Genomic DNA, 23683 nt, shown 5'->3' with positions numbered 1-23683 from the left:
GCGGGCTGCGCGGTCGGACCGGACTTCGAGCGGCCTGCGCCGCCGCAGGTCGACGCCTACGCCGCGCCACGCGCGGCCGCCCCGTCCTTGGACGCGCAGCGCCTGCAGGCCGGCGCCGACATCCCCGCGCAATGGTGGCGGCTGTTCCGTTCCGAGGCGCTGGACCAACTGGTGAGGCAGGCGCTGCAAGCCAGCCCTACGCTGGAGCAAGCGCGCGCACGCTTGCGTCAGGCGGGTGAGGACCTGAACGCGGAAACCGGCGGCCGCATGCTGCCCCAGGTCGACGGCAACCTGTCGGTGACGCGGCAAAAGGTGGATCCGTCGGCCTTCGGCGTGCCGGTGGCCGAGCAGCCCGCGCCTTTCACGCTCTACAACGCGTCCATCGACGTGTCCTACACGCTGGACGTGTTCGGCGGCAACCGCCGCGCGCTGGAAGGGCTGGGCGCGCAGGTCGACTACCAGGCGCATGAGCTGCAGGCCGCGCGCATGTCCCTGGCCGCCAATGTGGTCACCGCCGCCATCCGCCAGGCCGACCTGGACGAACGCCTGGCCGACACCCGCGAACTGCTGGCGGCCCAAGTGCGGCAGCAGGACATCATGCGCCAGCGCCAGCAGGCGGGCGGCGTTTCCGAGGCCGACCTCCGCAACCAGGAGCTGCTGGTCGCGCAGACGCGGGCGACGCTGCCGCCGCTGGAGTACCAACTGGCGCAGGCCACGCACCAGCTGGCGGCCTACCTGGGCCTGGCGCCGGCCGATCTGCGTTCCGCACCGCTGCGGCTCGCGGACCTGACGCTGCCCGCCGACGTGCCCACCGGCGTGCCCTCGGCCCTGACCCGCCAGCGCCCCGACATTCTCGCCGCCGAGGCACTGTGGCACCAGGCCTCGGCCAATGTAGGCGTGGCCGTCGCCAACCAGTATCCGCAGTTCACCCTGACCGCCAGCTTCGGTTCGCAACGCACCCGCGTGGGCGACCTGTCCAATGGCCTGAACGTCTGGAGCCTGGGCCTGGGACTGGTCCAGCCGCTGTTCCACGGCGGCGAACTGCGCGCGCGCACACGCTCGGCGCAGGCCGCCTACGATGCGGCTGCCGCCGGATACCAGCAAACAGTGTTGGAGGGCTTTCGCCAAGTGGCCGACGCCTTGCGCGCGGTACAGACGGACGGCGATGCCTACCAGGCCAGCGACGAGGCGTGGCGCCGCGCCGACCAGGCCGAGCGCATCGCGCAAGGCCGCTACCAGGCCGGCGGCATCAGCCACCTGAGCCTGCTGGACAGCCAACGCCAGCTGTTGCAGACACGCATCGCGCGCACCGCCGCGGACGCGGCGCGCCATGCCGACACCGCCGCCCTGTTGCAGGCGCTGGGCGGCGGCTGGTGGAACGAAGCGCCCGGCGACGCACCATAACGGTGCCGTCCATGCGCAATGCGTAACCATGTCCGAGAATTCGGGTAAGAAACTGGCGTTGTGCGAGGTTTAGGAAATCGCTGTATCCGATGCATCATGCATGCGCTCATGCTGCACAGACACAACGATTCATGAATGACCTACTAGACCTGATCGTCTTCTCTCCCGCCCCCGGAGTACGCGCGCAGCGCAGCGCGGCGCTGGCGGAAATGGGCTTCTCGCCCCGGCCGTGCGAAGACTCCAACAGCCTGTTCCGGCTGTTCCAGGCCCACCGCACTCCACTGCTGGTGATGGAAGCCGGACTTTCCGAGCTCTGCATGGCCGTGGCCGGCCTGCGCGCCATGGACACCACCGCCGGCATTGTCGCCGTGTCCACCTTCGATTCCCCTGAAAACCGCATCCTCGGCCTGCATTGCGGCGCCGACGTCTGCCTGCCGCCCGATGTGTGCGCCGCGGAAATCGCAGCCGCGCTGCAAGCGCTGGTACGCCGGATTCCCGCCGCCAGGCGCGCCGCGGACGCCGAGCCGCGCCCGGCGCAAGCCGCGCCAAGCGAAGCCGCCGGCAAATGGCAGTTCCATGACGCGGCCTGGACCCTGGTCAGTCCGCAAGGCACGCGGCTGGCATTGACGCTGGCCGAGCGGGAATTCCTCCTCAAGCTGACGACTTCCGCCGATAAGCGCCTGCCGCGCGCCGACGCCGCCAGCACCGACACGCACGGCGGCCACGAATCAATGCGCCGCACCGACGTGCTGGTCAGCCGCCTGCGGCGCAAGGCGCAAGACCTGGACCTGGAACTGCCGATCCGCACGGTCTGGGGCTGGGGCTACGCCTTCACCGGAGAAATCTGAGGTCGCCGGCCGGGCCTCGCGGGCGCACCCGCCGCCGCGGCCCGCGGCGGGCGTATCATGCGGCGTACGAGGCCGATTCCCGGCCTGCGCCCGCCACGCTCCCTCCCTCGCCCGACATGGAAGTCTTCGAACGCCTGCAAGCCCTGCTTGCCCTGAACCAGGCCCGCTACCGCCTGATTGAACACCCCGCGGCCGGCCGCTCCGTCGAGGTCGCGGCGATCCGCGGCACCGAGGTCAGCCAGGGCGCCAAGGCGCTGGTGTGCCGCGTGAAGATATCCTCCAATCAGCGCAAGAACGTGTTGGCGGTGTTCCCTGCCGACAAGCAGGCCGACCTGGATGCCATTGCCCGCGCGGCGGGCGGCAAGAAAGCGTCATTGGCGTCGCAGGACCTGGCGCGCGAGCTCACCGGCTGCGAAATCGGCGCCATCCCGCCTTTCAGCTTCAACCCCGAACTGCACCTGCTGGTGGATCCCAGCCTGCGCCTGCGCCATGGTGAAATCGTGTTCAATGCGGGGCGTCTGGACGCCTCCATCCTCCTGAACACGGAAGACTATTTCCGGCTGGCCGCGCCCGCAGAGGCGCCGCTGATCAAGGCCTGATCCCCAGGCCGCGCCACGAGGCCGCCATGTTCCGCTCCTCGCTGAAACATGCCGCGCGCGGCTCCAACATGCGTTGGCTGATGAGCCTGGCGCACATGGAGCCTTCGCCCGTCAGCCGCTGGGTGGCGCTGCGCGCCGCCCTGGCCATCGGCCTGCCGTCGGCCGTCGGGCTGGCGCTGGACCAGAGCGCGGCCGCGGCGCTGGTTGCGCTGGGCGCGCTGCCCGCCATCACCGGCGACAACGGCGGCCCCTACCGCAACCGCGCGCTATCCATCGGTTCCACCGTGTTCGGCGGCGCGCTGGGGTATTTCCTGGGCACGATGATTGCCGGACATGGCCTGTGGACCTCCGCCGCCATGACCTTGCTGGTGCTGGCGGCCAGCCTGGTCGGCACTTTCAACAACATCGCCGCCGTCGCCACGCTGCAATTCGCCGTCTACGTCATCGTCGGCGCCAGCCTGACTTCCACCCTGCCGCCCTGGCTGCCTTCGATCCTGGTGGGCGCCGGCGGCCTGTTCGGCCTGGCGCTGACCCTCACGGGCTGGGTGGTCAACCCGATAGCGCCCGAGCGCGCCGCGGTCGCCATGGCCTACCGCAAGCTGGCGGCCATGTTCGCCGCCATCGGCACCTCGCGCACCATGAGCGCGCGGCGCGACATGGAAGCGGCCATGACCACCGCCTACGACACCGTGCTGGCCGCCCGCCGCGGCGCGGCCGGCCCCTCGCCCCGGCTGGCGCGGCTGGCCGCGCAGTTGCAGGCCTGCACGCCGCTGACCAACGCCGCGCTAGCGCTGGCCCGCGCCGGACGGGTATTGCCGCACGATTGCGCCCGTGTCATGAACCGGCTGGCCGACCGCGTGGAAAACGACGCGACGCCGGATCCGCGTCAGGACATCGCTACCTTGCGCCAGGCGGGCATGGATCCATTGGCCGACGCGCTGGCCCAGGTGCAGCCCCTGCTGGACGGCGGCGCGCTGTCGGAAGCGGATGCCTTCGCCGGCCTGCCGCCGGCGCGGCCACGCACGCCCTGGCGCGTGCTGGCGCGCACCTACCGGCCGGGGCCCACCACGCTGCGTTATCTGGTTCGGCTGGGCCTGTGCCTGATCGCCGCCGAAGCGGTGGCGATGGCGGCCTCGCTGCCGCGCTCCTACTGGGTGCCGCTGATCGTGGTGGTGGTGTTCAAGCCCAACTTCGGCTCGGTGTTCGCGCGGGCGCTGCAAAGCTGCGCCGGCAGCGTGGTCGGCGTGGCGATCAGCGCGACCGTGCTGGCGCTGGACCGCAACGGCATCGTCAGCCTGCTCACGGTGGCGGCGCTGGCGTCCCTGCTGCCCTGGTCTGTGCGGCGCAACTACGGCTTGTTCTCGGCCATCATGCTGCCGATCCTGATGCTGCTGATCGGCGCCCTGCAACCCGGCAGCTGGCCCATCGCGCTGGCGCGCCTGATCGACGTGGCAGTGGCCGCGGGCATCGTGCTGCTGGTGGGCTACCTGCCCTGGATACGCATCGAACGCGGCAACCTGGACAACGCGGTCGCCGCCGCCATGGACACGCTGGCCGCCTATCTGAACACCGTGTTCCAAGCCGACCCCACGGGCCGCCACGACCTGCGCGCCAGCGCCTATGCGCGGCTCTCCGACCTGCGCATTGCCTTGCAGCGCGGGCTGTCCGAGCCCCGCCTGGTCAGCCGCCGCGCGCTGGCGTGGTGGCCAGTGGAGGTGGCGCTCGAACGGGTCGCCAACGCCATTTCCGACACGGCCTGGTCGCTGCCCGCCGATCAGGCCGCGCCCAGCGCCGCCGAACTGGCGCAGTTGGCCGCGAGCCTGCATCAGATGAGCGCCGCGGTCGCCCAGGGCGTAGCCATGCCGTCCGCCGCCATCGCCTCGCCCGCGCCCGCGCTGCGCGACGTGGCGGCCCAGATCGAAGCCTTGCGCGCCGCCCTGGCCGGCCCGGATTTCGCGGCCGAGCCAGGCAAAGCCCTTCCCCACAAACCCGCCAACCAGGTCTGAACCATGTGTCTTGCCGTACTGGCCCTGCATGCCCTGCCGGGCATCCCCGTCCTGATCGCCGCCAACCGCGACGAGTTCCATCAACGCCCGACCTTGCCGGCCGCGCAATGGCCGGACGCGCCCGAGGTCTACGCGGGCCGCGACGGCCTGGCCGGCGGCAGCTGGATGGGAGTCACGAGCGGCGGCCGCCATGCCCTGGTGACCAACTTCCGCGAACCCGGCAAGCTCATCCAGAACGCACCTTCGCGCGGCGCGCTGGTGGAAGACTATCTGCGCGGCGCGGCGTCCCCGGCCGACTACCTGGCGCAGGTCCATGCCGCGGGCCAGGCCTACAACGGCTTCAACCTGATCGTGGGCGACGCGCATGAAGCCTGGTACCTCAGCAACCGCGACGGCGGCCCGCGCCGCCTGGCTCCCGGCGTCTATGCCTTGTCCAACCATTTGCTGGACACGCCCTGGCCCAAGCTGGCGCGCACCAAGGCCGCTTTCGAAGCCGTGCTGCGCAGCGGGCCGCAGCCAGACCTGCCTGCATTGATGGCCGCGCTGGCCGACCGCCTGCCCGCCGGGGACGCCGAGCTGCCTGCCACCGGCCTGCCGCTGGATCGGGAAAGGCTATTGAGCAGCCCCTTCATCGTCAGTCCGAACTATGGCACCCGCAGTTCCAGCGTACTGGCGCTGCGCGACGATGGCGCCGGACAGCTGGATGAAAGGCGCTTTGCCCCGGACGGCACCGTCAGCGGCGAAAGCAGGTTGACATTTTCCTGGCCCGCGACTAGCGGTACGCTCGCATAGGCTGCGGAAACAATCGGTTGATATCGGAGGCCCGCGGGAGCGAACTCCGCGCCGGCATGCGGGTCGAACTGTTCATGCGCGCCGGGCAGGCGCGCAGATCGTCCTATTCAGGAGAGTCTCATGAACAAGCGTATAGAACGCTGCACCATGGCCGCCGCGATGGCGCTGGGCAGCATGGCCTTTGCCGGCATCCTGTCCACCGCGCAGGCGGGCCTGCCGCCGGTGCAGCAGCAAGGCTCGGTGCAGTACGTCAGCGGCGGCATCGGGCTGGACGAATCCGAAGCCATGAAGGCCGCCGCCAAAGACTATCCGCTGGCGCTGACGTTCGCCGCGCAACGCGACGGCAAGGCCGACTATGTCGCCAACGTTGCCGTCACCATCAGCGACGCGCAGGGCAAGTCCGTCTTGCAAGTTACCGCCGAAGGTCCGTACATGCTGGTGAAGCTGCCTGCCGGCAACTACAAGGTCTCGGCCACCTACAACGGCCAGGCGCAGCAACGCGAAGTGTCCGTGCAGAATTCGGGTACCGCGCGCGCCGTGTTCGAATGGAAGTAGCGGGCGTCATGGCACGCGCTTGAACGCGCGCGCCACGACTTCGATTTCGTTGGTCCAGATTCCGCCCGCGTAACCCGCCGGCACGCGGCGGATGTCCTCGGGCGTATCGATGCCCGTGGAAAACCCCTCGCCGCCGTAAGGGCCGATCAGGAACGCGCTGCTGCCCGCGGCATCCATGCGTTCCAGGAAGCGACCGGGCCAACCCCACAGCCAGGGCGCGACGTTCACCGGCACCATCAACACCATGCCGCGGCAGACCTGCGGCACATGGCCGCTCCAGCCTGCGGCCACGTAGCGCAACAGGCAGGACTTCAAGTCCGAGCGCGTCAGCGTCCGCAGGTCCGGCGCCAACTGGCGCAGCCGGCCTACCGGCTCCTCGCCCCCGTACACCATGAAGTCGGCCCGCCTTGCGGATGGCATGCCATTGAGCACGGCCGCCAGCGCCGCGCCCTCGGCCGGGTCGCGGCTCTTGACGTTGATCAGGAAACGCTGGCGCGGAAAGGCCTCCAGCACTTCGGACAGCGTGGGCATCAGGCCCACGCCGCGCCCGCGGAACGGAAAGGTCTTGCCGCCGTCGGCGGTATAGCCGTAGCCGATGTCCAGCGCCTTGAGCTCGGCCATCGTGTGCGCGCGCGTCTCGCCGCGGCCCTCGGTGCGGCAGTCGACCGTCCAATCGTGGAACACGGCGAACTGTCCGTCGGTGGTGGGATGGACGTCGATCTCCACGATGTCCGCCCCGGCGTCGAAGCTGGCGCGCATGGACGCGATAGTGTTTTCCAGATAGCCGTGCGTGGGCGCGACGATGCGGGTGGCGGTGCAGGTGTCCTGCTCCATGCCCGCCGTGTCGTAGCGCTGCGCGATGCCGCGATGCGCCAGCAGCGTCGCCCGCGCGCCGGGATCGGGAACGGTCCAGTCAGCGTTGTTGACATAGACGAAGCCCAGCAACGCGATGGCCGCCAGCGCCGCAACGCGCCGCTTGCGCATGCCCGCTGCCCCTTAAACGCCGGAGAACAGGATCGCGATGATGAAGCCCACGCTGATCGTCCAGACCAGCGAACGCAGCGCGCCCCAGCCCGCCAGGTACATGGCCAGATAGCCCAGCCGCACGCCCAGCCAGCAGGCCATCAAGGTGGCGACATGCGCGGGCGGCGCCTGGGTATACAGCGCGAACAGCACGGCCGCATAGAAGAACGGCAGCGATTCGAAGGTATTGGTCTGCGCCGCGTTGGCGCGTGCCCGCCAGCCTTCCTGGCGCGCCAGCCAGGCACGCGGATCATTGTTGTCGAACTTCTGTCCGCCCGCCTTGGCGACTATCGCCGATACGAAAGGCAGCAGCGCCGCCGCCAACATCAACCACGCGATCATTTTCATAGTCTGGCTCCCAGGTATCCGGCAGGCGCCAGGATACCTTTGTTCGGGGCGCGGCGTCAGGGGATGAGGCGCAGGGTCGAGGCCGTGCGCCTCGCGCCAGGCCGCGTTTACACTCAGCGCTTTCGAGGTTCCTCCACACCCATGCCCCTGCTTAGTCCCTGGTCCGCCCTGTTTCTTGCTGCGGCCATGCTGTGGCCGCCCGCCACGCGGCGCTGGGCGCTGGCGCCGTTGGCCGCCGCCTACGCCTGGGCCTGGGCCAAGGGCACGATAGATCCCGTGGCGCTGGCCTGGCCTGCGCTGCTGATCCTGGCTGGGGTGCTGGTCCAATCGGCATCGAACGCAACGACGCGCGCCGCTGGCCACGCCCTCTTCATCGCGTTGGCGGCCTTGTTGTTCCTGCATCTGCTGCCGGGCTTTCACAACCCGCAGGTCATCGCGCCGGCGCCGCTGAGTCCGGACGCCGTGCCTTTCGGCATGTACCTGAACCTGGACAAGCCGCTGGTGGCGTTCTGGGTGGTGCTGGCCATGGCGCCGCCGATGGCGGGAGCGGATTTCCGCGCAACGCTGTCGTCGGCGTTCCTGGCCTGCGCGGCCGCGGTGGCCGTCTGCCTGGGCTGCGCCCTGGCGCTGGGCGTGGCGGGCTGGGCGCCCAAATGGCCGCCATCGGGCTGGATCTGGCTGATCAACAACGCCCTGCTGGTAACGCTGGCGGAAGAGGCGCTGTTCCGCGGCTACCTGCAGCAGCGGCTGACGGACTTGTGGAGCGGCCGCGCCTGGGGGCCTTGGGCGGCATTGATCATCGCGGCCGTGCTGTTCGGCCTGGCGCATTACGCGGGCGGTTGGCAATGGATGCTGCTGGCCAGCTTGGCGGGCGCGGCCTACGGCCTGGCCTACCGCTACGGCGGCCTGGCCGCGGGAGTGCTGGCGCACCTGGGCCTGAACGCGGCGCACTTCGGCTTGTTCACCTATCCGATGCGCGCCGCGCTCTGAAGGCTGGGCCTTTTACCTACGCCAGGGCCGGATAGTCGGTATAGCCCCCCGGGCCCGGCGCATAGAAGGTGGCCGGGTTGGGCCGGTTCAGCGCCGCCTTGAGTTCGAAGCGGCGCGCCAGGTCCGGATTGGCGATGTACTGCACGCCGAAGGCCACCGCATCGGCCCGGCCCGCGGCGATGGCAGCCTCGGCGGACTCGCGGCCGAATCCTTCGTTGGCGATGTAGGTGCCGCCGAATTCGGCCTTGAGCATCGGGCCCAGGCTGTCAGCGGCTTCGTACTCGCGCACGCACAGGAAGGCGATGCCGCGCTTGCCGAGTTCGCGCGCCACATAACCGAACGTGGCGGCCGGATTGGAATCGCCCATGGTGTGGATATCCCCGCGCGGCGACAGGTGCACGCCCACGCGGCCCGCGCCCCATACCGATATGCAGGCATCCACCGCTTCCAGCAGCAGCCGCGCGCGGTTTTCCAACGAGCCGCCATAGGCGTCAGTGCGGTGGTTGGTGCTGTCCTGCAGGAACTGGTCCAGCAGATAGCCGTTGGCGGCATGCACTTCCACGCCGTCGAAACCGGCCTCCATGGCCATCTTCGCGCCATGGCGGTAAGCCTCGGCCACACCCGGAATCTCGGCCGTTTCCAGCGCGCGCGGGGTGACATAGGCGCGCTGCGGGCGCACGTGGCTGACGTGGCCCTTGGCAGCGATGGCGCTGGGCGCCACGGGCAGTTCGCCGTCCAGGAACATGGGATCGGAAATGCGGCCCACGTGCCAGAGCTGCGCCACGATCAGGCCGCCGGCCTGGTGCACCGACGACGTGACCTTGCGCCAGCCCTGGACCTGCTCGGGGGTCCACAGGCCCGGCGTATCGGCATAGCCCACGCCTTGCGGCGTGACGGCCGTGGCTTCGGTCAGGATCAAGCCGGCGCCGGCGCGCTGGGTGTAGTACTCGACCATCAGCTCATTGGGCACGCGGCCCGGGCTGGAATGCATGCGCGTCATGGGCGCCATGACGATGCGGTTGCGCAGCGTCAGATCGCCTGCGCGCAGGGGTTCGAAAAGTTGGTTCATGCGTAAATCCTTGGCCCCGGACGAGGGGCCGCTGGCGGCGTAGCGGGGCTACATATCCTGGTTCAATCGCTGCAGGAACGCGGCGATGACGGCTTCGTTGCGACGGTAGAAGATCCACTGCCCCACCTTGGTGGCCGAAATCAGGCCCGCGCGCTGCAAAACGGCCAGGTGCGAGGACACGGTGGACTGGGACAGTCCGCAGCGTTCATCGATGTGACCCGCGCATACGCCATGCTCCAGCGTATGGCCCGGGCGCTCCTCGAAGTACGCATGCGGCGTCTTCAGCCACGTCAGGATGTCGCGCCGCACCGGATTGGCCAGCGCCTTGAGGATGGCGTCGGCGTCGACGGCAGGTAGCGCGGCGGCGGGATCTGGGCTGGAAGTGTGGGCAGTCATATTCAAATATCGCAATTTATCGAATCTTATATCGGAACTATTCGATATATAGTCATACCCCTGCGGTGGTCAGGGCTATCCGCCCGAGGCTGTCCGCCCGAGGCTATCCGCCCGAAACTATCCGCCAGAAGCTGTCCACCCCGGCGGCGCCCTTCCCCGTCACTCGCCGCGCCGCTCAGACCGGGCACCGGTCCAACACGGACCACCCCGCGCGCGCCTCGATCGCCTCGCCCGCGGCCAGGCACAGGTCCTCCCGGAAACGCCCCGCCACCAGCTGGACGCCCATCGGCACGCCGTCCGCCAGACCGACGGGGACCGACAGGCCCGGCAAGCCGAGTATTGCGGTCGAGACCAGCGGGCTCTGGGCGCGCAGGATGTCGCCCATGGCCGCGTCGCCTTGCTGGTCCTGGTCGATCGGGAACGGGCGTTCGAACGACACCGGCATGAGCAGAACCGGATAGCGGTCGAAGAACGCGCCCCACTCCCGCAGGAGCGTGGTGCGCATGGCCAGCGCCTGCACCAAGCCGTCCTTGTCCAGGGACGAGGTATGGGCCAGCATGCTGCGGTACGCGCGCTGGATCGCCGCGTCGCCGGCGCGCTCGATTTCGCGGCCCATGGAGCCGGACGCCTCGTTCATCAACACATTGCGCCAGAGCTCGGCGGCCTCCTCGAACCTGGGCGGCGCCGCCGTTTCCACGATGTAGCCTGCGTCTTCCAGGCTTTTGGCGGCACGCAGCAAGGCGTCCGCTACGGCGGGATCGGGCTGCAAGGCCGAGGTGCCGCAGAACAGCGCCACCCGCCGGCTATCGCCGGGCCGCCGCAGATCCAGCGGCGCGGGCACCCACCACGGATCGCGCGAATCGCCGGCAGACATGGCTTCCAGGCCCAGCCGCAGATCGGCGATGCTGCGGCCCAATGGCCCCTGGGTCGCGGCCAGTTGGGAGGCGACCGGGCGCTCCGACTTCTGGGTGGCGTTGTAGGCCGGCACCCGGCCTTGCGACGGCCGCAGCCCCGCCACGCCGCAGGCATAGGCCGGGTAACGGATCGATCCGCCCTGGTCGCTGCCATGCGCCAGCGGCCCCATGCCCAAGGCGGCGGCGACGGCCGCGCCGCCGCTCGATCCGCCCGGCGTGCGCGCGGCATCGAACGGGTTGACGGTGCGGCCATGCAGGTCGTTATCCGAGAACCAGCGCCAGGAGAATGCCGGGACGTTGCTGCGGCCGATCACGACCGCGCCCGCCTTGAGCCAGTTGTCGACCGCCGGATTGTTCTCGCTTGCGATGAGGTCGCGGTACGCGACGACGCCATTGGTCGTGGCCGATCCGGCCAGATCGGCATTGGCCTTGATCGTCACCGGCACGCCGTGCAGGATGCCTAGCGGCGCGCCCCCGCGCACCGCAGCGTCGGCGGCGTCGGCCACCTTCAGGGCCTGATCGGCGCAGATCCCCGTCAACGGGTTGAAGACCGGGTTGAGCTGTTCCGCTCGATGCAGGCAGCTCTGCACGGCTTCGCGGCTGGAAACGTCCCGGTTGCGGATGGCCTGGGCCAGGTCGACGGCGCTCCAGCGCCAGAGTTGGTTCGTCATGATGGCTCCGGATGGTTGTGAACGCGCTCAGTCGGCCGACGCGCCGGAGCGCTTCACCATTTCGCCCCAGCGAGGAATCTCGGTGGCGATGAGGCTGGCGAATTGCTCAGGCGTGGAAGGCGTCGCGTCGACGGACAGCGTTTCATTGAGCTTGAGGACCGCGGGATCCCGCAGCGCCTTGGCGATGGCGGCATTGAGCTTGTCGATGATGGGCTTGGGCGTGCCGGCGGGCGCGACGATGCCGCCCCAGGACACCACTTCGAATCCCTTCAAGCCGGATTCGTCGACGGTAGGCACGCCCGGCAGGACCGGCACGCGCGCAAGGCTGGTCGCGCCCAGCACCTTGACCTGGCCGGAGCGGATGAAGGGCAGCACGCCTGCAACGTTATCGATCATCACGTCGAGCTGGCCGCCCACGATGTCGCCCACCGCCTGCTGGCCGCTCTTGTAAGGGACGTGCAGCATGGTCGTGCCGGTTTCGCTCTTGAGCATTTCTCCCGCCAAGTGGGCGCTGGAACCCACGCCCAACGAACCGACGCTGACCTTGCCAGGATGCTGCCTGGCATAGCTGATCAGGTCCTGCACATTGCTTGCCGGGAAGTCGTTGCGGGCGATCAGCACCAGGGCATTGCTAATGGCAAGGCTGATGGGCGCAAGGCTGCGTTGCGGGTCATAAGGCAGCTTCGAATACATGCTCTTGTTGATTGCCAGCGTCACCAGATTGCCGAAGCCTATCGTGTAGCCGTCCGGCGCCGCTGCGGCCAGGGCCTGGGTGCCGACGATGCCGCCCGCCCCGCCGCGGTTGTCGACGATCACCGGCTGGCCCAGTTCGCGCCCCAGGGCATCGGCTATCGGCCGCAACACCACGTCGGGCCCGGATCCCGCCACATACGGCACGATCAGCTTGACCGGCCGCTCGGGCCAATCCGCCTGGGCCGTGCCGGCGCCGGCCGCTCCCAGCAAGGCAAAGCACAAAGAAATGGCTTGGCGGACACGACGGGGAAAGATCTGCATGGCTTGCTCCTGAACTGAAGTACGGGACTGCACCGAGTCTTATCGTCCTGAAGCTTAGAGACCGCTCGCGCTGCGCATAAGGCTATTTCTTTGTTAAGGTGACAACTACAAGTTGTCGCTATCGAGGACGCATGAAAGACCACCATCTCCGGGCTTGGCTGAAGGTCGCCGAACTGCGCAGCATCCGGGCCGCCGCCCGCAGCCTGCACCTGAGCCAGGCCGCGGTGACCAAGGCCATCAAGGAACTGGAAACGGAACTCGAAGCGCCGCTGCTCACGCGCAGCCCCCAGGGCATCGAGGTCACCGAATGCGGCGCGCACCTGACGGTGCGCGCGCAGCTTGCCCAGGCCCAGCTCACGCTGGCGCGCCAGGACATCCGCCAGTTGCTCAGCGGCGCCCAGGCGCGGGTGGCCGTGGGCGTGACGCCCATGGTGATGCTGAGCGTGCTGCCCGAGGTGCTGAGCGATTTCAGGCAAAGCATGCCCGCGGCCAAACTCAAGGTCTCGGAAGGCTTGCTGGCGGCGGTCCTGCCCGCGCTGCGCAACGGCACGCTGGATTTCGCGTTGGCGTCCAGCATGGCGGACAACCATGGTGGGCAGGAATTCGACTTCGAGGAACTGCGGCCGCTCGAATTCATGGTCGCCTGCCGCCGCGGGCATCCGCTGGCGGGCGCCACGCGATGGCACGACATCGCGGGCTGCGAATGGCTGCTCAACACCTCGGGCGGCAGCCACACCGACGCCTTTCTGCAAGGCTTGCGCGCAAACGGCCTGAAGCCACCCGAACGCGTCATCGACTGCGATACGTTCGGGGTGATGTGGAACCTGATGGTCCGCAGCGACGCGTTGATCGTCTGCCCGGCGGGCATGCTCGATATCCTGCCCTACGGCGCTGAAGCCAGCCAAATCCTGACGGAGGCGCCCATGCCGGTCGCCAGCATAGGCATCATGACGCTGCGGGGGACGCCACTGTCGCTGGCGGCGTCCACCATGGCGGACCTGTTCCGGCGCCGCATCCAGCGACTGACCCAGGCAGGTGCCGTAGCTAACCGCCAGGCTGGCGGCGCGGCTTGAGACTGTCGGCCCAATCGCGCGCCAGGTCGCGGCGGGCGCGCCGGTTGACCAAAGCGGTGATAGCCATGGCGATGACCGCGCCCCCGGCCGCCAGCGCCATGTCCTTCTGCGCGTCCCAGATATCGCCCTGGGTGCCCAGGTAGGCCGCGCCCAGTTCGCTGCCCACGGTGGCGGCGGCGCCCCACTCCAGCAATTCGTAGAGCGCCGAGGTCGACAGCGTGACGTCCATGGGCAGGAAGTACGCCCAGAAGCCGCGCACCTCGACCACGCGCAGGAAGATCTCGCGGATGGGATAAGCCAACAGCAGGCCGTAGGAAAAATGCACTACGCGATCGAAATTATTGCGTTCCCAGCCGACCATGCTGTTGAAGCCATGGCCCGTCAGCGCCCGCCACCAGTCGTCATAAGGCACCAGCGAATAGGTGTAATGCGCGCCGACCGCATGCAGGCACAGGTAAAGAAAGATCAGCGTGTACGAGGTTCGCGAAAACACGAACCAGCGGCGCGTGAAGAACAGCGCCGCGCCGAAAGCCAGCACCAGCGCGTTCTCCAGGGCCCAGTCCGCGCGATCGTGCGGCGCGATGGCCAATGCCGTCCAGATGAGCGCGAACAGCACGCCCAGCGTGTACAGGTAGCGCCGGCGCGGGTCGGCCACGGTCAGTCTCCCTGGACCCGGCCGCGCAGGCGCTTGACTTCGCCGTGCAGCACCTTGCGCTGCACGCGTCGGCGTTGCGAGGCGCGGGTGGGCTTGGTCGGGCGGCGCGGCTTGTCGGTGCGCGCCGCCGCGCGCACCATGGAGATAAGGCGTTCGATGGCTTCGGCGCGGTTCTTTTCCTGGCTGCGGAACGCCTGCGACTTGATGACGATGACCCCGTCCTTGGAGACGCGGTGATCGCTCAGCGCGCACAACGCTTCCTTGATTTCCTCGGGCAGGCTGGAGGCGCGCACGTCGAAACGCAGGTGCACGGCGCTGGACACCTTGTTGACGTTCTGGCCGCCCGCGCCCTGGGCGCGGATCATGGTGAACGCCAGGTCGCGTTCATCGAGGTAGATGGAATCTTGGACGTGAAACATAGGCCGCAAGTATAGATGCGCCGCGCAAAGTAAAATAATGCGCTTTTGCCTGATTTATCCGAGGTCCGGCCTTATCCGGCCGTCGGCACCACCATGACTTATTCCGCCAAAGAAATCTTCAAGACGCTGCAGGGCGAAGGCGCCCACGCCGGCCGCGCGGCGGTTTTCTGCCGCTTTGCCGGCTGTAACCTCTGGACCGGCCGCGAAAGCGACCGCGCCAGCGCCGCCTGCACCTTCTGCGACACCGACTTCATCGGCACCGACGGCGAAGGCGGCGGCAAGTTCGCCACGCCCGACCTGCTGGCCGACGCCATCGCCGCGGCCTGGGGCCCCGGCGCCACTGATCGCTACGTGGTCTTCACCGGTGGTGAACCGCTGCTGCAGCTGGACGCGCCCCTGCTCACGGCCGTGCACGCGCGCGGCTTCACCATTGCCATCGAAACCAATGGCACCATCAAGCCGCCCGCCGGCATCGACTGGATCTGCGTCAGCCCCAAGGGCACGGCGCCCGTGGTCCTGGAACGCGGCGACGAGCTCAAGCTGGTCTATCCGCAAGCCAACGCGCGCCCCGAAGCCTTTGCGCACCTGGACTTCGACCACTTCTTCCTGCAACCCATGGACGGCCCCGCGCGCGCGGCCAACACCGAGCAAGCCGTCCAGTACTGTATGCAGCACCCGCAATGGCGGCTCAGCCTGCAGACCCACAAATACATAGGCATTCCATGATTTACCCTTGCCCCCTGCGGAGCGCGCCATGATTTCCGTGACCCGCAGGCTGGAGTTCGACGCCGGCCACCGTATTCCCGACCACCGCAGCCAGTGCCGCAACCTGCACGGCCATCGCTATGTGCTGGAAATCACCCTGACCGGCGACGTGGTGCAGGCGCCCGGCGAATCCGACAACGGCATGCTGATGGATTTCTCCGAAATCAAGCACATCGCCAAGACCCACATCGTGGACGTCTGGGACCATGCCTTCCTGGTCTATGAGGGCGACACCGCGGTGCGCGGCTTCCTGGACAGCCTGCCCGGCCACAAGACCGTGGTGCTGGACCGCATCCCCACGGCCGAAAACCTGGCCGCCATCGTCTTCCAGACCCTGGCGCCGCACTATCACGGCCACTACGGCGCCGAACTGCGCCTGACCCGCGTGCGCCTGTACGAAACGCCCAACTGCTGGGCGGACTGCAACGGCTGAACCCCGGGGCGCGGCCGCCGCTGCCGCGCCTGTCTTTCCCTCGCCACCGGCCCCTGACCTTCGGTTTTCCATAGACGGGAAACCCGCCCCCTATTTTCCCGATTGAGAAAATCCATGGAGATAATCGCCATTTTCAATTATTAGTAAGCTAATAGATAGGATACAATCTATTCCATGAATACGCCCACCGACTCCCAGCTCATGGCCACCACCTCTGCCCTGATGGTGCTGTCGCGCGCCTACCGCGGCGCCGCCGACAAAGCCCTGGCCGACTACGGCCTGTCCCAGGCCACCGCCTGGCCCGTGATCCTGGCCGGCCGGCTGGGAGACGGCGTGCGCCAGGGCGCATTGGCCGAGGCGCTGGGCGTGGAAGGCCCCTCGCTGGTGCGGGTGCTGGACCAGTTGGTCGCCGCCGGCCTGATGGAACGCCGCGAAGACCCACACGACCGCCGCGCCAAGACCCTGCACCTGACCGACGCCGGCCAGGCGCTGCGCGCCACGGTCGAGGACGTGCTGGTCGATTTGCGCCGCCGCCTGTTCCGGGGCGTGAGCGAAGCGGATCTGGAAGCCTGCCTGCGGGTCTTCGACAGCTTGAAAGTCACCCTGGGCCGCGGCGGCGCGGGCACCCAGCCACAGGACGAACAAGCGTGAAACTCCCCAACGTCCGCGAAAGCATCTTCTCGCTCAAGAGCTACCTGAGCGCCATCATGGCGCTCTACCTGGCTTACAGCATGGGGTTGCCGCGTCCGTTCTGGGCCATGACCACGGCCTATGTCGTGGCCCAACCCTGGTCGGGCGCGGTGCGCTCCAAGGCGCTGTATCGCCTGGCCGGCACCTTCTTCGGCTCCGCCGCCACCGTCTATCTGGTGCCGCGGCTGTCGAATTCGCCGGTAGTGATGACCGCCGCCATGGTGCTGTGGGTGGGCGCCTGCCTGTACCTGTCAGTGCTGGACCGCACGCCGCGCTCGTACCTGTTCATGCTGGCGGGCTACACCGCCGCGATGATCGGCTTTCCCAGCGTGACGGCTCCTGCCCTGGTGTTCGACACCGCGCTCGCCCGCGTCGAGGAAATCAGCCTGGGCATCGTCTGCGCCACCCTGATCCACAGCATCGTGCTGCCGCGCGGCCTGGCCCCGGCCATGACGCTGATGCTGGACAAAGCCGTGCGCGACGCCCGCAACTGGATGCACGACACGCTCAGCGGCCAGGCCACCGAACAGAAGGACCGCGACCGCCGCGTGCTGGCCAACGACATCACCCAGTTGCGCCTGATGTCCACCCACGTGCCTTTCGACACCAGCAACCTGCGCTGGACCTCGGGCGCGGTACGGGCCATGCAGGACCAGATCGCGGCCCTGACGCCTACCGTGTCCGCCGTGGAAGACCGCATGCGCGCCCTGCAGGCCGGCGGCCAGCCGCTGCCGGAGCCGGTCACGGCCCTGCTGGCAGACATTTCCGAATGGATCAACGCCGGCGCCCAGGCCACGCACGAGACCGCGGTGCAGTTGCGCGCCGCCGCGACCCAGCTCACGCCCGCCATCGACAGCCGCTCCAGCTGGCGCGACGTGCTGCTGGCCAGCCTGATGACGCGGCTGCGCGAACTGGTCGACACCTATGACGAATGCCTGGCGCTGCGCCGCGAGATCCGCGCAGGCCTGGCCGGCGCGCCGCTGCGCGCGCCGCGCTCCAAACCCGCGCCCAACGCCGCGCTGCACCGCGACCGCGGCATGGCGCTGCTGTCGGCCCTGGCCGCCGGCGTGGCGATTTCGGTCTGCTGCGCGTTCTGGATCGGCACGGCCTGGAGCAACGGCGCCACCGCCGCATTGATGGCCGCGATCTTCAGCTGCTTCTTCGCGTCGCAGGACAACCCGGTCCCCGGCATCATGCAGTTCCTGACCTACACGGTGTATTCGATTCCGCTGTCGGCGCTATACCTGCTGGGCATCATGCCCGCCCTGCACTCGTTCGAGATGCTGGCCCTGGCCATGCTGCCCACGACCTTCGTGCTGGGCATCTTCATCGCCCGTCCGGCCACGGCCGGCAAGGCCATGGCGATGCTGTTCGGCTTCCTCGGCACCATGGCGCTGCAGGACACCAACACCGCCGACATCGTGTCCTTCATCGACACGCAGGTCGCGCAGTGCATGGGCGTGGCCACGGCGGCCATCATCGCCGCCATCTTCCGCACCGTCAGCGCCGACTGGAGCGCACGCCGCATCCAGGCCGCCAACTGGAAGGAACTGGAAACGCTGGCAAGCTCGCCGCGCGCGCCCTCGCGCCACACCTATGCCGCCCGCATGCTGGACCGCATCGGCCTGTTGCAGCCGCGTCTGGCGCTGGCCCAGCGTCCGGACGACCTCGTCGCCGCCGACGCGCTGAAGGACCTGCGCGTGGGCCGCGACATCACCGAACTGCAGCGCGCCCGGCGTCACCTGCCCATGGCGGAACCGGCCATCCAGCCGGTCTTGGACGGTCTGGCCCGATTCTTCCACGCCCGCTCGGCCTGGCAAGTCGGCGAGAAGACGCCCGAGTTCCTGGCGCAGATCGACCGCGCGCTGGCCAGCGTGGCCGCCACGCCCCCGGGCGCCGCCGCCCGCGACCGCGCCGTGGTCGCCCTGGTGGGCCTGCGCCGCGTACTGGCGCGCGCCGGGCTGTACCGCCTGGTGTGGCACCCCGCGCTGTTCGACCTGGCGCTGTTCGTGGTGCTGCTGTACGGCGTATCCCTCATTTCCCCCTATTTACTCCAGAGATAAGCATGAAACTCCCAAATGCCCTGCGCCCCGCAGCCATCGGCAAGTTCGCGGTGACCGCCGTCGTCGTCGCCGCGGCCGCCTACGCCGGCTGGCAGCTCTGGGTGCACTATGAAGTCGAACCCTGGACCCGCGACGGCCGCGTCAAGGCCTACGTGGTACAGGTCGCGCCCGATGTTTCCGGCCTGGTGACCAGCGTGCCGGTGCACGACAACCAGGACGTGAAAGCCGGCGACGTGCTGTTCGAAATCGACCGCGCGCGCTTCCAACTGGCCTTTGATCAGGCCCAGGCCTCGGTGCGGTCGGCGCAGGTGGCACGCGACCAGGCGGTGCGCGACGCCAAGCGCAACCGCTCGCTGGGGCAATTGGTCGCCGCCGAGGCGCTGGAACAAAGCCAGACCAAGCTGCAGCAGACCGAGGCCGCGCTGGCCCAGGCCGAAGTGCAGCTCAATACCGCGCGCCTGAACCTGGACCGCAGCCGGGTGCTGGCCGTCAACGACGGCCGTGTCACCAACCTGGACCTGCGCGCCGGCTCCTACGCCACCGCCGGCCGCGGCGTGATGGCCCTGGTGGATTCCGGTTCGTTCTATGTCGAAGGCTATTTCGAGGAAACCAAGCTGCCCGGCATCCACGAAGGCGATCCCGTCACCGTGACGCTGATGGGCGATTCGCACCATATCCGCGGCCATGTGGAAAGCATCGCCATGGGCATCGCCGACCGCGACCGCAGCACGGGCGCCAATCTGCTGCCCAACGTCAATCCCACGTTCAACTGGGTCCGCCTGGCGCAGCGCATCCCGGTGCGCGTGAAGATCGACGACGTGCCCGAAGGTGTGCGCCTGGTGGCCGGCCAGACCGCCACCGTGTCGGTGGATTCCGGCCCGGCCCATGCGCTGAACGAGGCTCACCAGCCGTCCTGATCGCCGTTTTTTTTCAACCTCTCACCTCTAATCGACGCACAGCCGTAATTACCATGAACACCAGACACCTCCTGCCGCTGCTGCTGGCCCTGACGCTGGCCGGATGCACCACCGTAGGCCCTGACTATCAGGTGCCCGCCGGATCGGTGGCCGAGCGGCAGAGCGCGCAAACGCCTTTCACGGAAGCGCGCAACGCGGCCTTCCGGCAGGATGCGGTGCCTGGCCATTGGTGGCGCCTGTACGACGACCCCGTGCTGGACGGATTGGTGGAAAAAGCCCTGGCGGCCAACACCGACTTGCGCGTCGCCAGCGCCAACCTGGAACGCGCCCAGGCCGCGGTGAAGGAAACCCAGGCGCAGCAACAGCCCACGATCGGCGTCAATGCCTCGCCCACTTTCGGCCACGTGTCCGGCTTGCAGGAGCTGCAACCCGGCATCGATCCGCCCAACCGCTGGTCCTATTCCATGGGCGCCAGCGTGTCGTATCAGCTGGACCTGTTCGGCCAGATCCGCCGCGCCGTGGAAGCGGCCAGCGGCGACGAGCAGGCCGCGCAGGCCGCCTACGACGCCACCCGCGTCACCGTGGCCGCCGAAACCGCCCGCGCCTACGCCAATATGTGCGCGGCCGGCATGCAGCTGGCTTCCGCCCAGCATTCGGTGCAGGTGCAGAAACAATCCCTGGACGCGGTGGATCGGTTGCAACGCGCCGGCCGCGGCACCACATTGGACGTGACTCGCGCCCGCAGCCAGCTACAACAATTGCAGGCCAACCTGCCGCCGTTCCAGGCCCAGCAGCGCACTGCGCTGTACCGACTGGCGGCGCTGACGAGCCAGACGCCAAGTGAAATCTCGCCCGCGCTGCTGCAATGCGCCCAGGCGCCGCGCCTGACCGAAACCATCCCCGTGGGCGATGGCGCCGAACTGCTGCGCCGCCGTCCGGACATCCGCCAGGCCGAGCGCACGCTGGCCGCGTCCACCGCCCGCATCGGCGTGGCCACGGCCGACCTGTATCCGAAGATCTCACTGGGCCTGTCGTCCGCCTCGGGCGGCCCGGCCAGCATGTTCGGCGACCGCGGCACCTTCAGCTGGAGCGTCGGCCCGCTGATCTCCTGGACCATCCCCAACACCGGCGCGGCCCAAGCCCGCATCGCCGAGGCGCAGGCCAGCACCAAGGCCGCGGCGGCGCGCTTCGACGCCACCGTGCTGAACGCCTTGCGGGAAACGGAAAGTGCCTTGGTGGTCTACGCGCGCCAGCTGGACCGCGACGCAGCCCTGCGCGCCGCGCGCGACCAGAGCGCCGAGGCGGCCGCGCAGGCCAGCCGCCTGTTCCAGTACGGCAAGACCGACTACCTGACGGTATTGGACGCCGAACGCACGCTGGCCACCAATGAAAGCGCGCTGGCCGCCTCGCAGGCCGACCTCAGCAACGACCAGATCGCGCTGTTCCTGGCGCTGGGCGGCGGCTGGGAAAAGTGATCAATGCACCGAGGCGCCGTCCGGCGGCGTCTGGTTCAGGCCCAGCGCGGCCTCCCAGCTGCGCAGCGGCACGCAGGTCTTCAGGCGCACGATGGCGCGCTCGATCAGGGCCGGATGCAGCGCGTGCCCCACATTGCTGGCGATATCGATGGTCGAATCCCCGTGCAGTTCGCTCAGGCGCGCCTGGGCGGCCTGGATGTGGTCCACGCTCATGATGGGATCGGCCTCGCCATGCAGCAGGTGCAGCGTGGTGTATTGCGGCGCGGACTTGGGCAGCTGCGCATAGCGGCCTGAAAACGCGATCACGCGGCCAGCCATGCCGTCGTGCGCCTGCACCAGTTCCAGCGCCATGATGGCGCCCTGCGAAAAACCCGCCAGCGCCGTGTCCGATTGCAGCAGGCCGAAGCGGGCCTGCGCCTCGCGCATATAGGCTTCCAGGGGCGGCAGCGCCCGCGCCACGCGCTCGGGGCGGTTTTCCTCGGTCACGCCGCGCACCGAGAACCATTGCCGGCCCTCGCCGCCACCGTCGAAAGGCTCGAAACCCTGGGGCACCAGCACCGCCGCGCTGGGGAACGCCGCGCGCACCGCCTGCGCCAGGGGCTGCATGTCAGCGGGGGTGCCGCCCACGCCGTGCAGCAGGATGAACAGCTGGCGCACGTCGACGCCGGCATCGGGAAGGAATTCGATAGAAGAGGAAGACGCCATGAAACCGCTCCGTGCTGGCTGGGGCCGCCGAACAACCCCGGAATAGCCGCATTGTAAAATGCGCGCCTTGAAGCAACCTTTGCCGCACCGCCACGGACCGGCTGGCTTGCGGCGTTGCCCGGCGGGCAGGCCCGCATGCCCGTGCCTGATGGGTCCGCCGCCCCGGCAACCACCTACCCAGCAATGCAAACTCCGACGACAGAATCCGGCGCCACGCCTGCCAGCCAGAACCAGCTGCATCGCGTGCTCAAGGCGCGCCACCTCACGATGATAGCGTTAGGTGGCGCCATCGGCACCGGCCTGTTCGTGGCCTCCGGCGCGGCCATCGCCCAGGCCGGCCCGGGCGGCGCACTGATGGTCTACCTGGCCATCGGCCTGATGGTCTACTTCATCATGACCAGCCTGGGCGAACTGGCCACCTTCATGCCGGTATCGGGCTCCTTCTGCACCTATGCCTCGCGCTATGTGGACGGCGGCTTCGGCTTCGCGCTGGGCTGGAACTTCTGGATCAGCTGGGCCACGGTGGTGGCCGTGGACGTGGTCGCCGCGCAACTGGTCATGGCGTACTGGTTCCCCGACACGCCCGGCTGGATCTGGAGCGTGGCCTTCCTGGCCCTGACCTTCGGCCTGAACGCCTTTTCCGCGCGCAGCTTCGGCGAGGCCGAATACTGGTTCGCCATCATCAAGGTCGTGGCCGTGCTGTGCTTCATCGGCGTCGGGCTGGCGATGCTGGTCGGCATCATCCACAGCGGCACGCCGGTGGGCCTGGCCAACTGGTCGGTCGGCGACGCGCCCTTCGTGGGCAACGCGGCCACTTGGGTGGGCGTGGCGATGGTGGTGGCCTATTCGTTCCAGGGCACCGAACTGGTGGCCGTGGCCGCCGGCGAATCCGAGAATCCCCGCCGCAACGTACCGCGCGCGATCAACCACGTGTTCTGGCGCATCCTGCTGTTCTACGTGCTGGCCATCCTGATCATCGGCCTGCTGCTGCCCTATACCGACCCGCAACTGCTGCGCAACGAAGTGGAAGACATCGCGGTCAGCCCCTTCACGCTGGTGTTCCAGCACGCAGGGCTGTTGTCGGCGGCCACCGTGATGAACGCGGTGATCCTGACCTCGGTGCTGTCGGCCGGCAATTCCGGCATGTACGCGGCGACGCGGATGCTGTTCAACATGGCGGTGGAAGGCCAGGCGCCCGCCCTGTTCCGGTGCGTCACCCGCAGCGGCGTGCCCCTGTACGCGCTGATGGCCACCGCGCTGCTGGCCTGCCTGTGCCTGTTCAGCCTGGTATACAGCCCCAAGGCCGTCTACATCTGGCTGCTGAACTTCGCCGGCATGACCGAATTCATCGTGTGGCTGAGCATCGCCGTCAGCCATTACCGCTTCCGCCAGGGCTATGTGAAGCACGGCTACGACACCGCCGACCTGCCCTACAAGGCCGGCCTGTTCCCCTTCGGCCCCCTGCTCGCCTTCGTCCTGTGCCTGCTGGTCACGCTGGGCCAGAATTACCAGGCCTTCCTGCAAGACCGCATCGACTGGATCGGCGTGATCTCCACCTACCTGGCGATTCCGCTGTTCCTGGCCTTGTGGATCGGCCACCGGCTGGTGCGCAAGTCGCACTGGATCCGGTACGAGGATATGCGGTTTTATGGGCTGGATCTGGATCGCGCGGCGGGGACGGAGACCTCGGTATCTACCGCGGAGAACGCCCGGGCTTGACCGTGGATCCGCGTGTCTGAAGCGACTAAAATCGCACTCAACACGGCCCACCCCTCTGCATCGAAAGGTGTACGGGTGGGTTTTCTTTTGGGCCACGGCGTTACCGGCGCAAAACTATTCGCGGCACGCTCCGCCCCTTT

Annotated in this window: 24 protein-coding genes; 15 read left to right on the top strand and 9 right to left on the bottom strand. The window is 68.5% G+C overall.

Going from position 1 to position 23683, the window contains the following annotated elements; translation table 11 throughout:
- The 6 genes from IPU70_RS30940 to IPU70_RS30915 form a co-directional block, all read left to right on the top strand.
- Positions 1 to 1404: efflux transporter outer membrane subunit (locus tag IPU70_RS30940; protein ID WP_207473232.1), on the top strand; the 1404-nt coding region annotated here is incomplete at its 5' end.
- A gap of 131 nt (positions 1405 to 1535) precedes the next feature.
- Complete coding sequence (locus tag IPU70_RS30935) at positions 1536 to 2252, top strand: DNA-binding response regulator (protein WP_207473230.1); 717 nt, start codon at positions 1536 to 1538, stop codon at positions 2250 to 2252.
- 116 nt (positions 2253 to 2368) lie between these two features.
- Positions 2369 to 2851, top strand: a complete 483-nt coding sequence (locus IPU70_RS30930; RefSeq protein WP_013394131.1) for a YbaK/prolyl-tRNA synthetase associated domain-containing protein — start codon at positions 2369 to 2371, stop codon at positions 2849 to 2851.
- 26 nt (positions 2852 to 2877) lie between these two features.
- Entirely contained in the window at positions 2878 to 4857 is a 1980-nt protein-coding gene (locus IPU70_RS30925) for an FUSC family protein (protein ID WP_207473228.1), read from the top strand.
- A 3-nt stretch (positions 4858 to 4860) separates the two neighbouring features.
- Complete coding sequence (locus IPU70_RS30920) at positions 4861 to 5649, top strand: NRDE family protein (protein WP_207473226.1); 789 nt, start codon at positions 4861 to 4863, stop codon at positions 5647 to 5649.
- 120 nt (positions 5650 to 5769) lie between these two features.
- Complete coding sequence (locus IPU70_RS30915) at positions 5770 to 6204, top strand: carboxypeptidase-like regulatory domain-containing protein (protein ID WP_207473224.1); 435 nt, start codon at positions 5770 to 5772, stop codon at positions 6202 to 6204.
- Positions 6205 to 6210: 6 nt separating this feature from the next.
- On the opposite strand, the gene IPU70_RS30910 is transcribed toward IPU70_RS30915, so the two are convergent.
- Entirely contained in the window at positions 6211 to 7188 is a 978-nt protein-coding gene (locus tag IPU70_RS30910) for a glycerophosphodiester phosphodiesterase family protein (RefSeq protein ID WP_207473222.1), read from the bottom strand.
- 12 nt (positions 7189 to 7200) lie between these two features.
- Positions 7201 to 7575 (bottom strand): MAPEG family protein, encoded by a 375-nt coding sequence (locus IPU70_RS30905; RefSeq protein ID WP_013394136.1) that lies wholly within the window; start codon positions 7573 to 7575, stop codon positions 7201 to 7203.
- A 141-nt stretch (positions 7576 to 7716) separates the two neighbouring features.
- Here IPU70_RS30905 and IPU70_RS30900 point away from each other — a divergent pair, with 141 nt between their 5' ends.
- Positions 7717 to 8565 carry a CPBP family intramembrane glutamic endopeptidase gene (locus tag IPU70_RS30900; protein WP_207473220.1) on the top strand — a complete coding sequence of 283 codons (849 nt, stop codon included), beginning with the start codon at positions 7717 to 7719 and terminating at the stop codon, positions 8563 to 8565.
- 16 nt (positions 8566 to 8581) lie between these two features.
- Here IPU70_RS30900 and IPU70_RS30895 read toward each other — a convergent pair whose 3' ends face one another.
- The 4 genes from IPU70_RS30895 to IPU70_RS30880 form a co-directional block, all read right to left on the bottom strand.
- On the bottom strand, positions 8582 to 9634 hold the full coding sequence (locus tag IPU70_RS30895) for an alkene reductase (protein WP_207473217.1): 1053 nt from the start codon (positions 9632 to 9634) through the stop codon (positions 8582 to 8584).
- Positions 9635 to 9682: 48 nt separating this feature from the next.
- Positions 9683 to 10030: a helix-turn-helix transcriptional regulator gene (locus IPU70_RS30890; protein WP_207473215.1), complete on the bottom strand. Its 348-nt coding sequence runs from the start codon at positions 10028 to 10030 to the stop codon at positions 9683 to 9685.
- A gap of 175 nt (positions 10031 to 10205) precedes the next feature.
- Positions 10206 to 11615, bottom strand: coding sequence for an amidase family protein (locus IPU70_RS30885; RefSeq protein WP_207473213.1), 1410 nt, complete (start codon positions 11613 to 11615; stop codon positions 10206 to 10208).
- 27 nt (positions 11616 to 11642) lie between these two features.
- Positions 11643 to 12629 carry a tripartite tricarboxylate transporter substrate binding protein gene (locus IPU70_RS30880; protein WP_207473211.1) on the bottom strand — a complete coding sequence of 329 codons (987 nt, stop codon included), beginning with the start codon at positions 12627 to 12629 and terminating at the stop codon, positions 11643 to 11645.
- A gap of 131 nt (positions 12630 to 12760) precedes the next feature.
- On the opposite strand from IPU70_RS30880, the gene IPU70_RS30875 reads away from it, so the two are divergent.
- On the top strand, positions 12761 to 13702 hold the full coding sequence (locus tag IPU70_RS30875; protein WP_207473209.1) for a LysR substrate-binding domain-containing protein: 942 nt from the start codon (positions 12761 to 12763) through the stop codon (positions 13700 to 13702).
- Here the strand turns inward: IPU70_RS30875 and IPU70_RS30870 are convergent.
- Both IPU70_RS30870 and arfB read right to left on the bottom strand, forming a co-directional pair.
- Entirely contained in the window at positions 13674 to 14357 is a 684-nt protein-coding gene (locus IPU70_RS30870) for a DUF2238 domain-containing protein (protein ID WP_207473207.1), read from the bottom strand. The genes IPU70_RS30875 and IPU70_RS30870 overlap by 29 nt on opposite strands.
- Before the next feature lie 2 nt (positions 14358 to 14359).
- Positions 14360 to 14776 (bottom strand): alternative ribosome rescue aminoacyl-tRNA hydrolase ArfB, encoded by a 417-nt coding sequence (gene arfB, locus IPU70_RS30865; RefSeq protein WP_013394144.1) that lies wholly within the window; start codon positions 14774 to 14776, stop codon positions 14360 to 14362.
- Between the two features lie 93 nt (positions 14777 to 14869).
- On the opposite strand from arfB, the gene queE reads away from it, so the two are divergent.
- The 6 genes from queE to IPU70_RS30835 all read left to right on the top strand — a co-directional run bounded on the left by queE (position 14870) and on the right by IPU70_RS30835 (position 21119).
- Positions 14870 to 15502, top strand: a complete 633-nt coding sequence (queE, locus tag IPU70_RS30860) for a 7-carboxy-7-deazaguanine synthase (protein ID WP_207473205.1) — start codon at positions 14870 to 14872, stop codon at positions 15500 to 15502.
- A gap of 28 nt (positions 15503 to 15530) precedes the next feature.
- Positions 15531 to 15974 carry a 6-carboxytetrahydropterin synthase QueD gene (gene queD, locus IPU70_RS30855; RefSeq protein ID WP_207473204.1) on the top strand — a complete coding sequence of 148 codons (444 nt, stop codon included), beginning with the start codon at positions 15531 to 15533 and terminating at the stop codon, positions 15972 to 15974.
- A 174-nt stretch (positions 15975 to 16148) separates the two neighbouring features.
- Positions 16149 to 16625: a MarR family winged helix-turn-helix transcriptional regulator gene (locus tag IPU70_RS30850; RefSeq protein WP_013394147.1), complete on the top strand. Its 477-nt coding sequence runs from the start codon at positions 16149 to 16151 to the stop codon at positions 16623 to 16625.
- Positions 16622 to 18727: an FUSC family protein gene (locus IPU70_RS30845; RefSeq protein ID WP_207473196.1), complete on the top strand. Its 2106-nt coding sequence runs from the start codon at positions 16622 to 16624 to the stop codon at positions 18725 to 18727. The genes IPU70_RS30850 and IPU70_RS30845 overlap by 4 nt, the downstream gene beginning before the upstream one ends.
- Before the next feature lie 2 nt (positions 18728 to 18729).
- Positions 18730 to 19644 carry an HlyD family secretion protein gene (locus IPU70_RS30840; protein WP_013394150.1) on the top strand — a complete coding sequence of 305 codons (915 nt, stop codon included), beginning with the start codon at positions 18730 to 18732 and terminating at the stop codon, positions 19642 to 19644.
- Between the two features lie 53 nt (positions 19645 to 19697).
- The gene (locus IPU70_RS30835; protein ID WP_207473194.1) at positions 19698 to 21119 is read left to right on the top strand and encodes an efflux transporter outer membrane subunit; all 1422 of its coding nucleotides are present in this window, start codon (positions 19698 to 19700) and stop codon (positions 21117 to 21119) included.
- On the opposite strand, the gene ypfH is transcribed toward IPU70_RS30835, so the two are convergent.
- Positions 21120 to 21824, bottom strand: coding sequence for an esterase (gene ypfH, locus IPU70_RS30830; RefSeq protein ID WP_013394152.1), 705 nt, complete (start codon positions 21822 to 21824; stop codon positions 21120 to 21122).
- Positions 21825 to 22007: 183 nt separating this feature from the next.
- Here ypfH and IPU70_RS30825 point away from each other — a divergent pair, with 183 nt between their 5' ends.
- Entirely contained in the window at positions 22008 to 23543 is a 1536-nt protein-coding gene (locus IPU70_RS30825) for an amino acid permease (protein ID WP_256439257.1), read from the top strand.
- Positions 23544 to 23683 lie beyond the last annotated feature (140 nt).

It is taken from the genome of Achromobacter sp. SD115 (assembly GCF_017355315.1).
GTDB lineage: Bacteria > Pseudomonadota > Gammaproteobacteria > Burkholderiales > Burkholderiaceae_B > Achromobacter > Achromobacter xylosoxidans_B.
The sequence above is the reverse complement of the archived record's forward strand: the minus strand, read 5'-3'. Positions and strand labels throughout refer to the sequence as shown.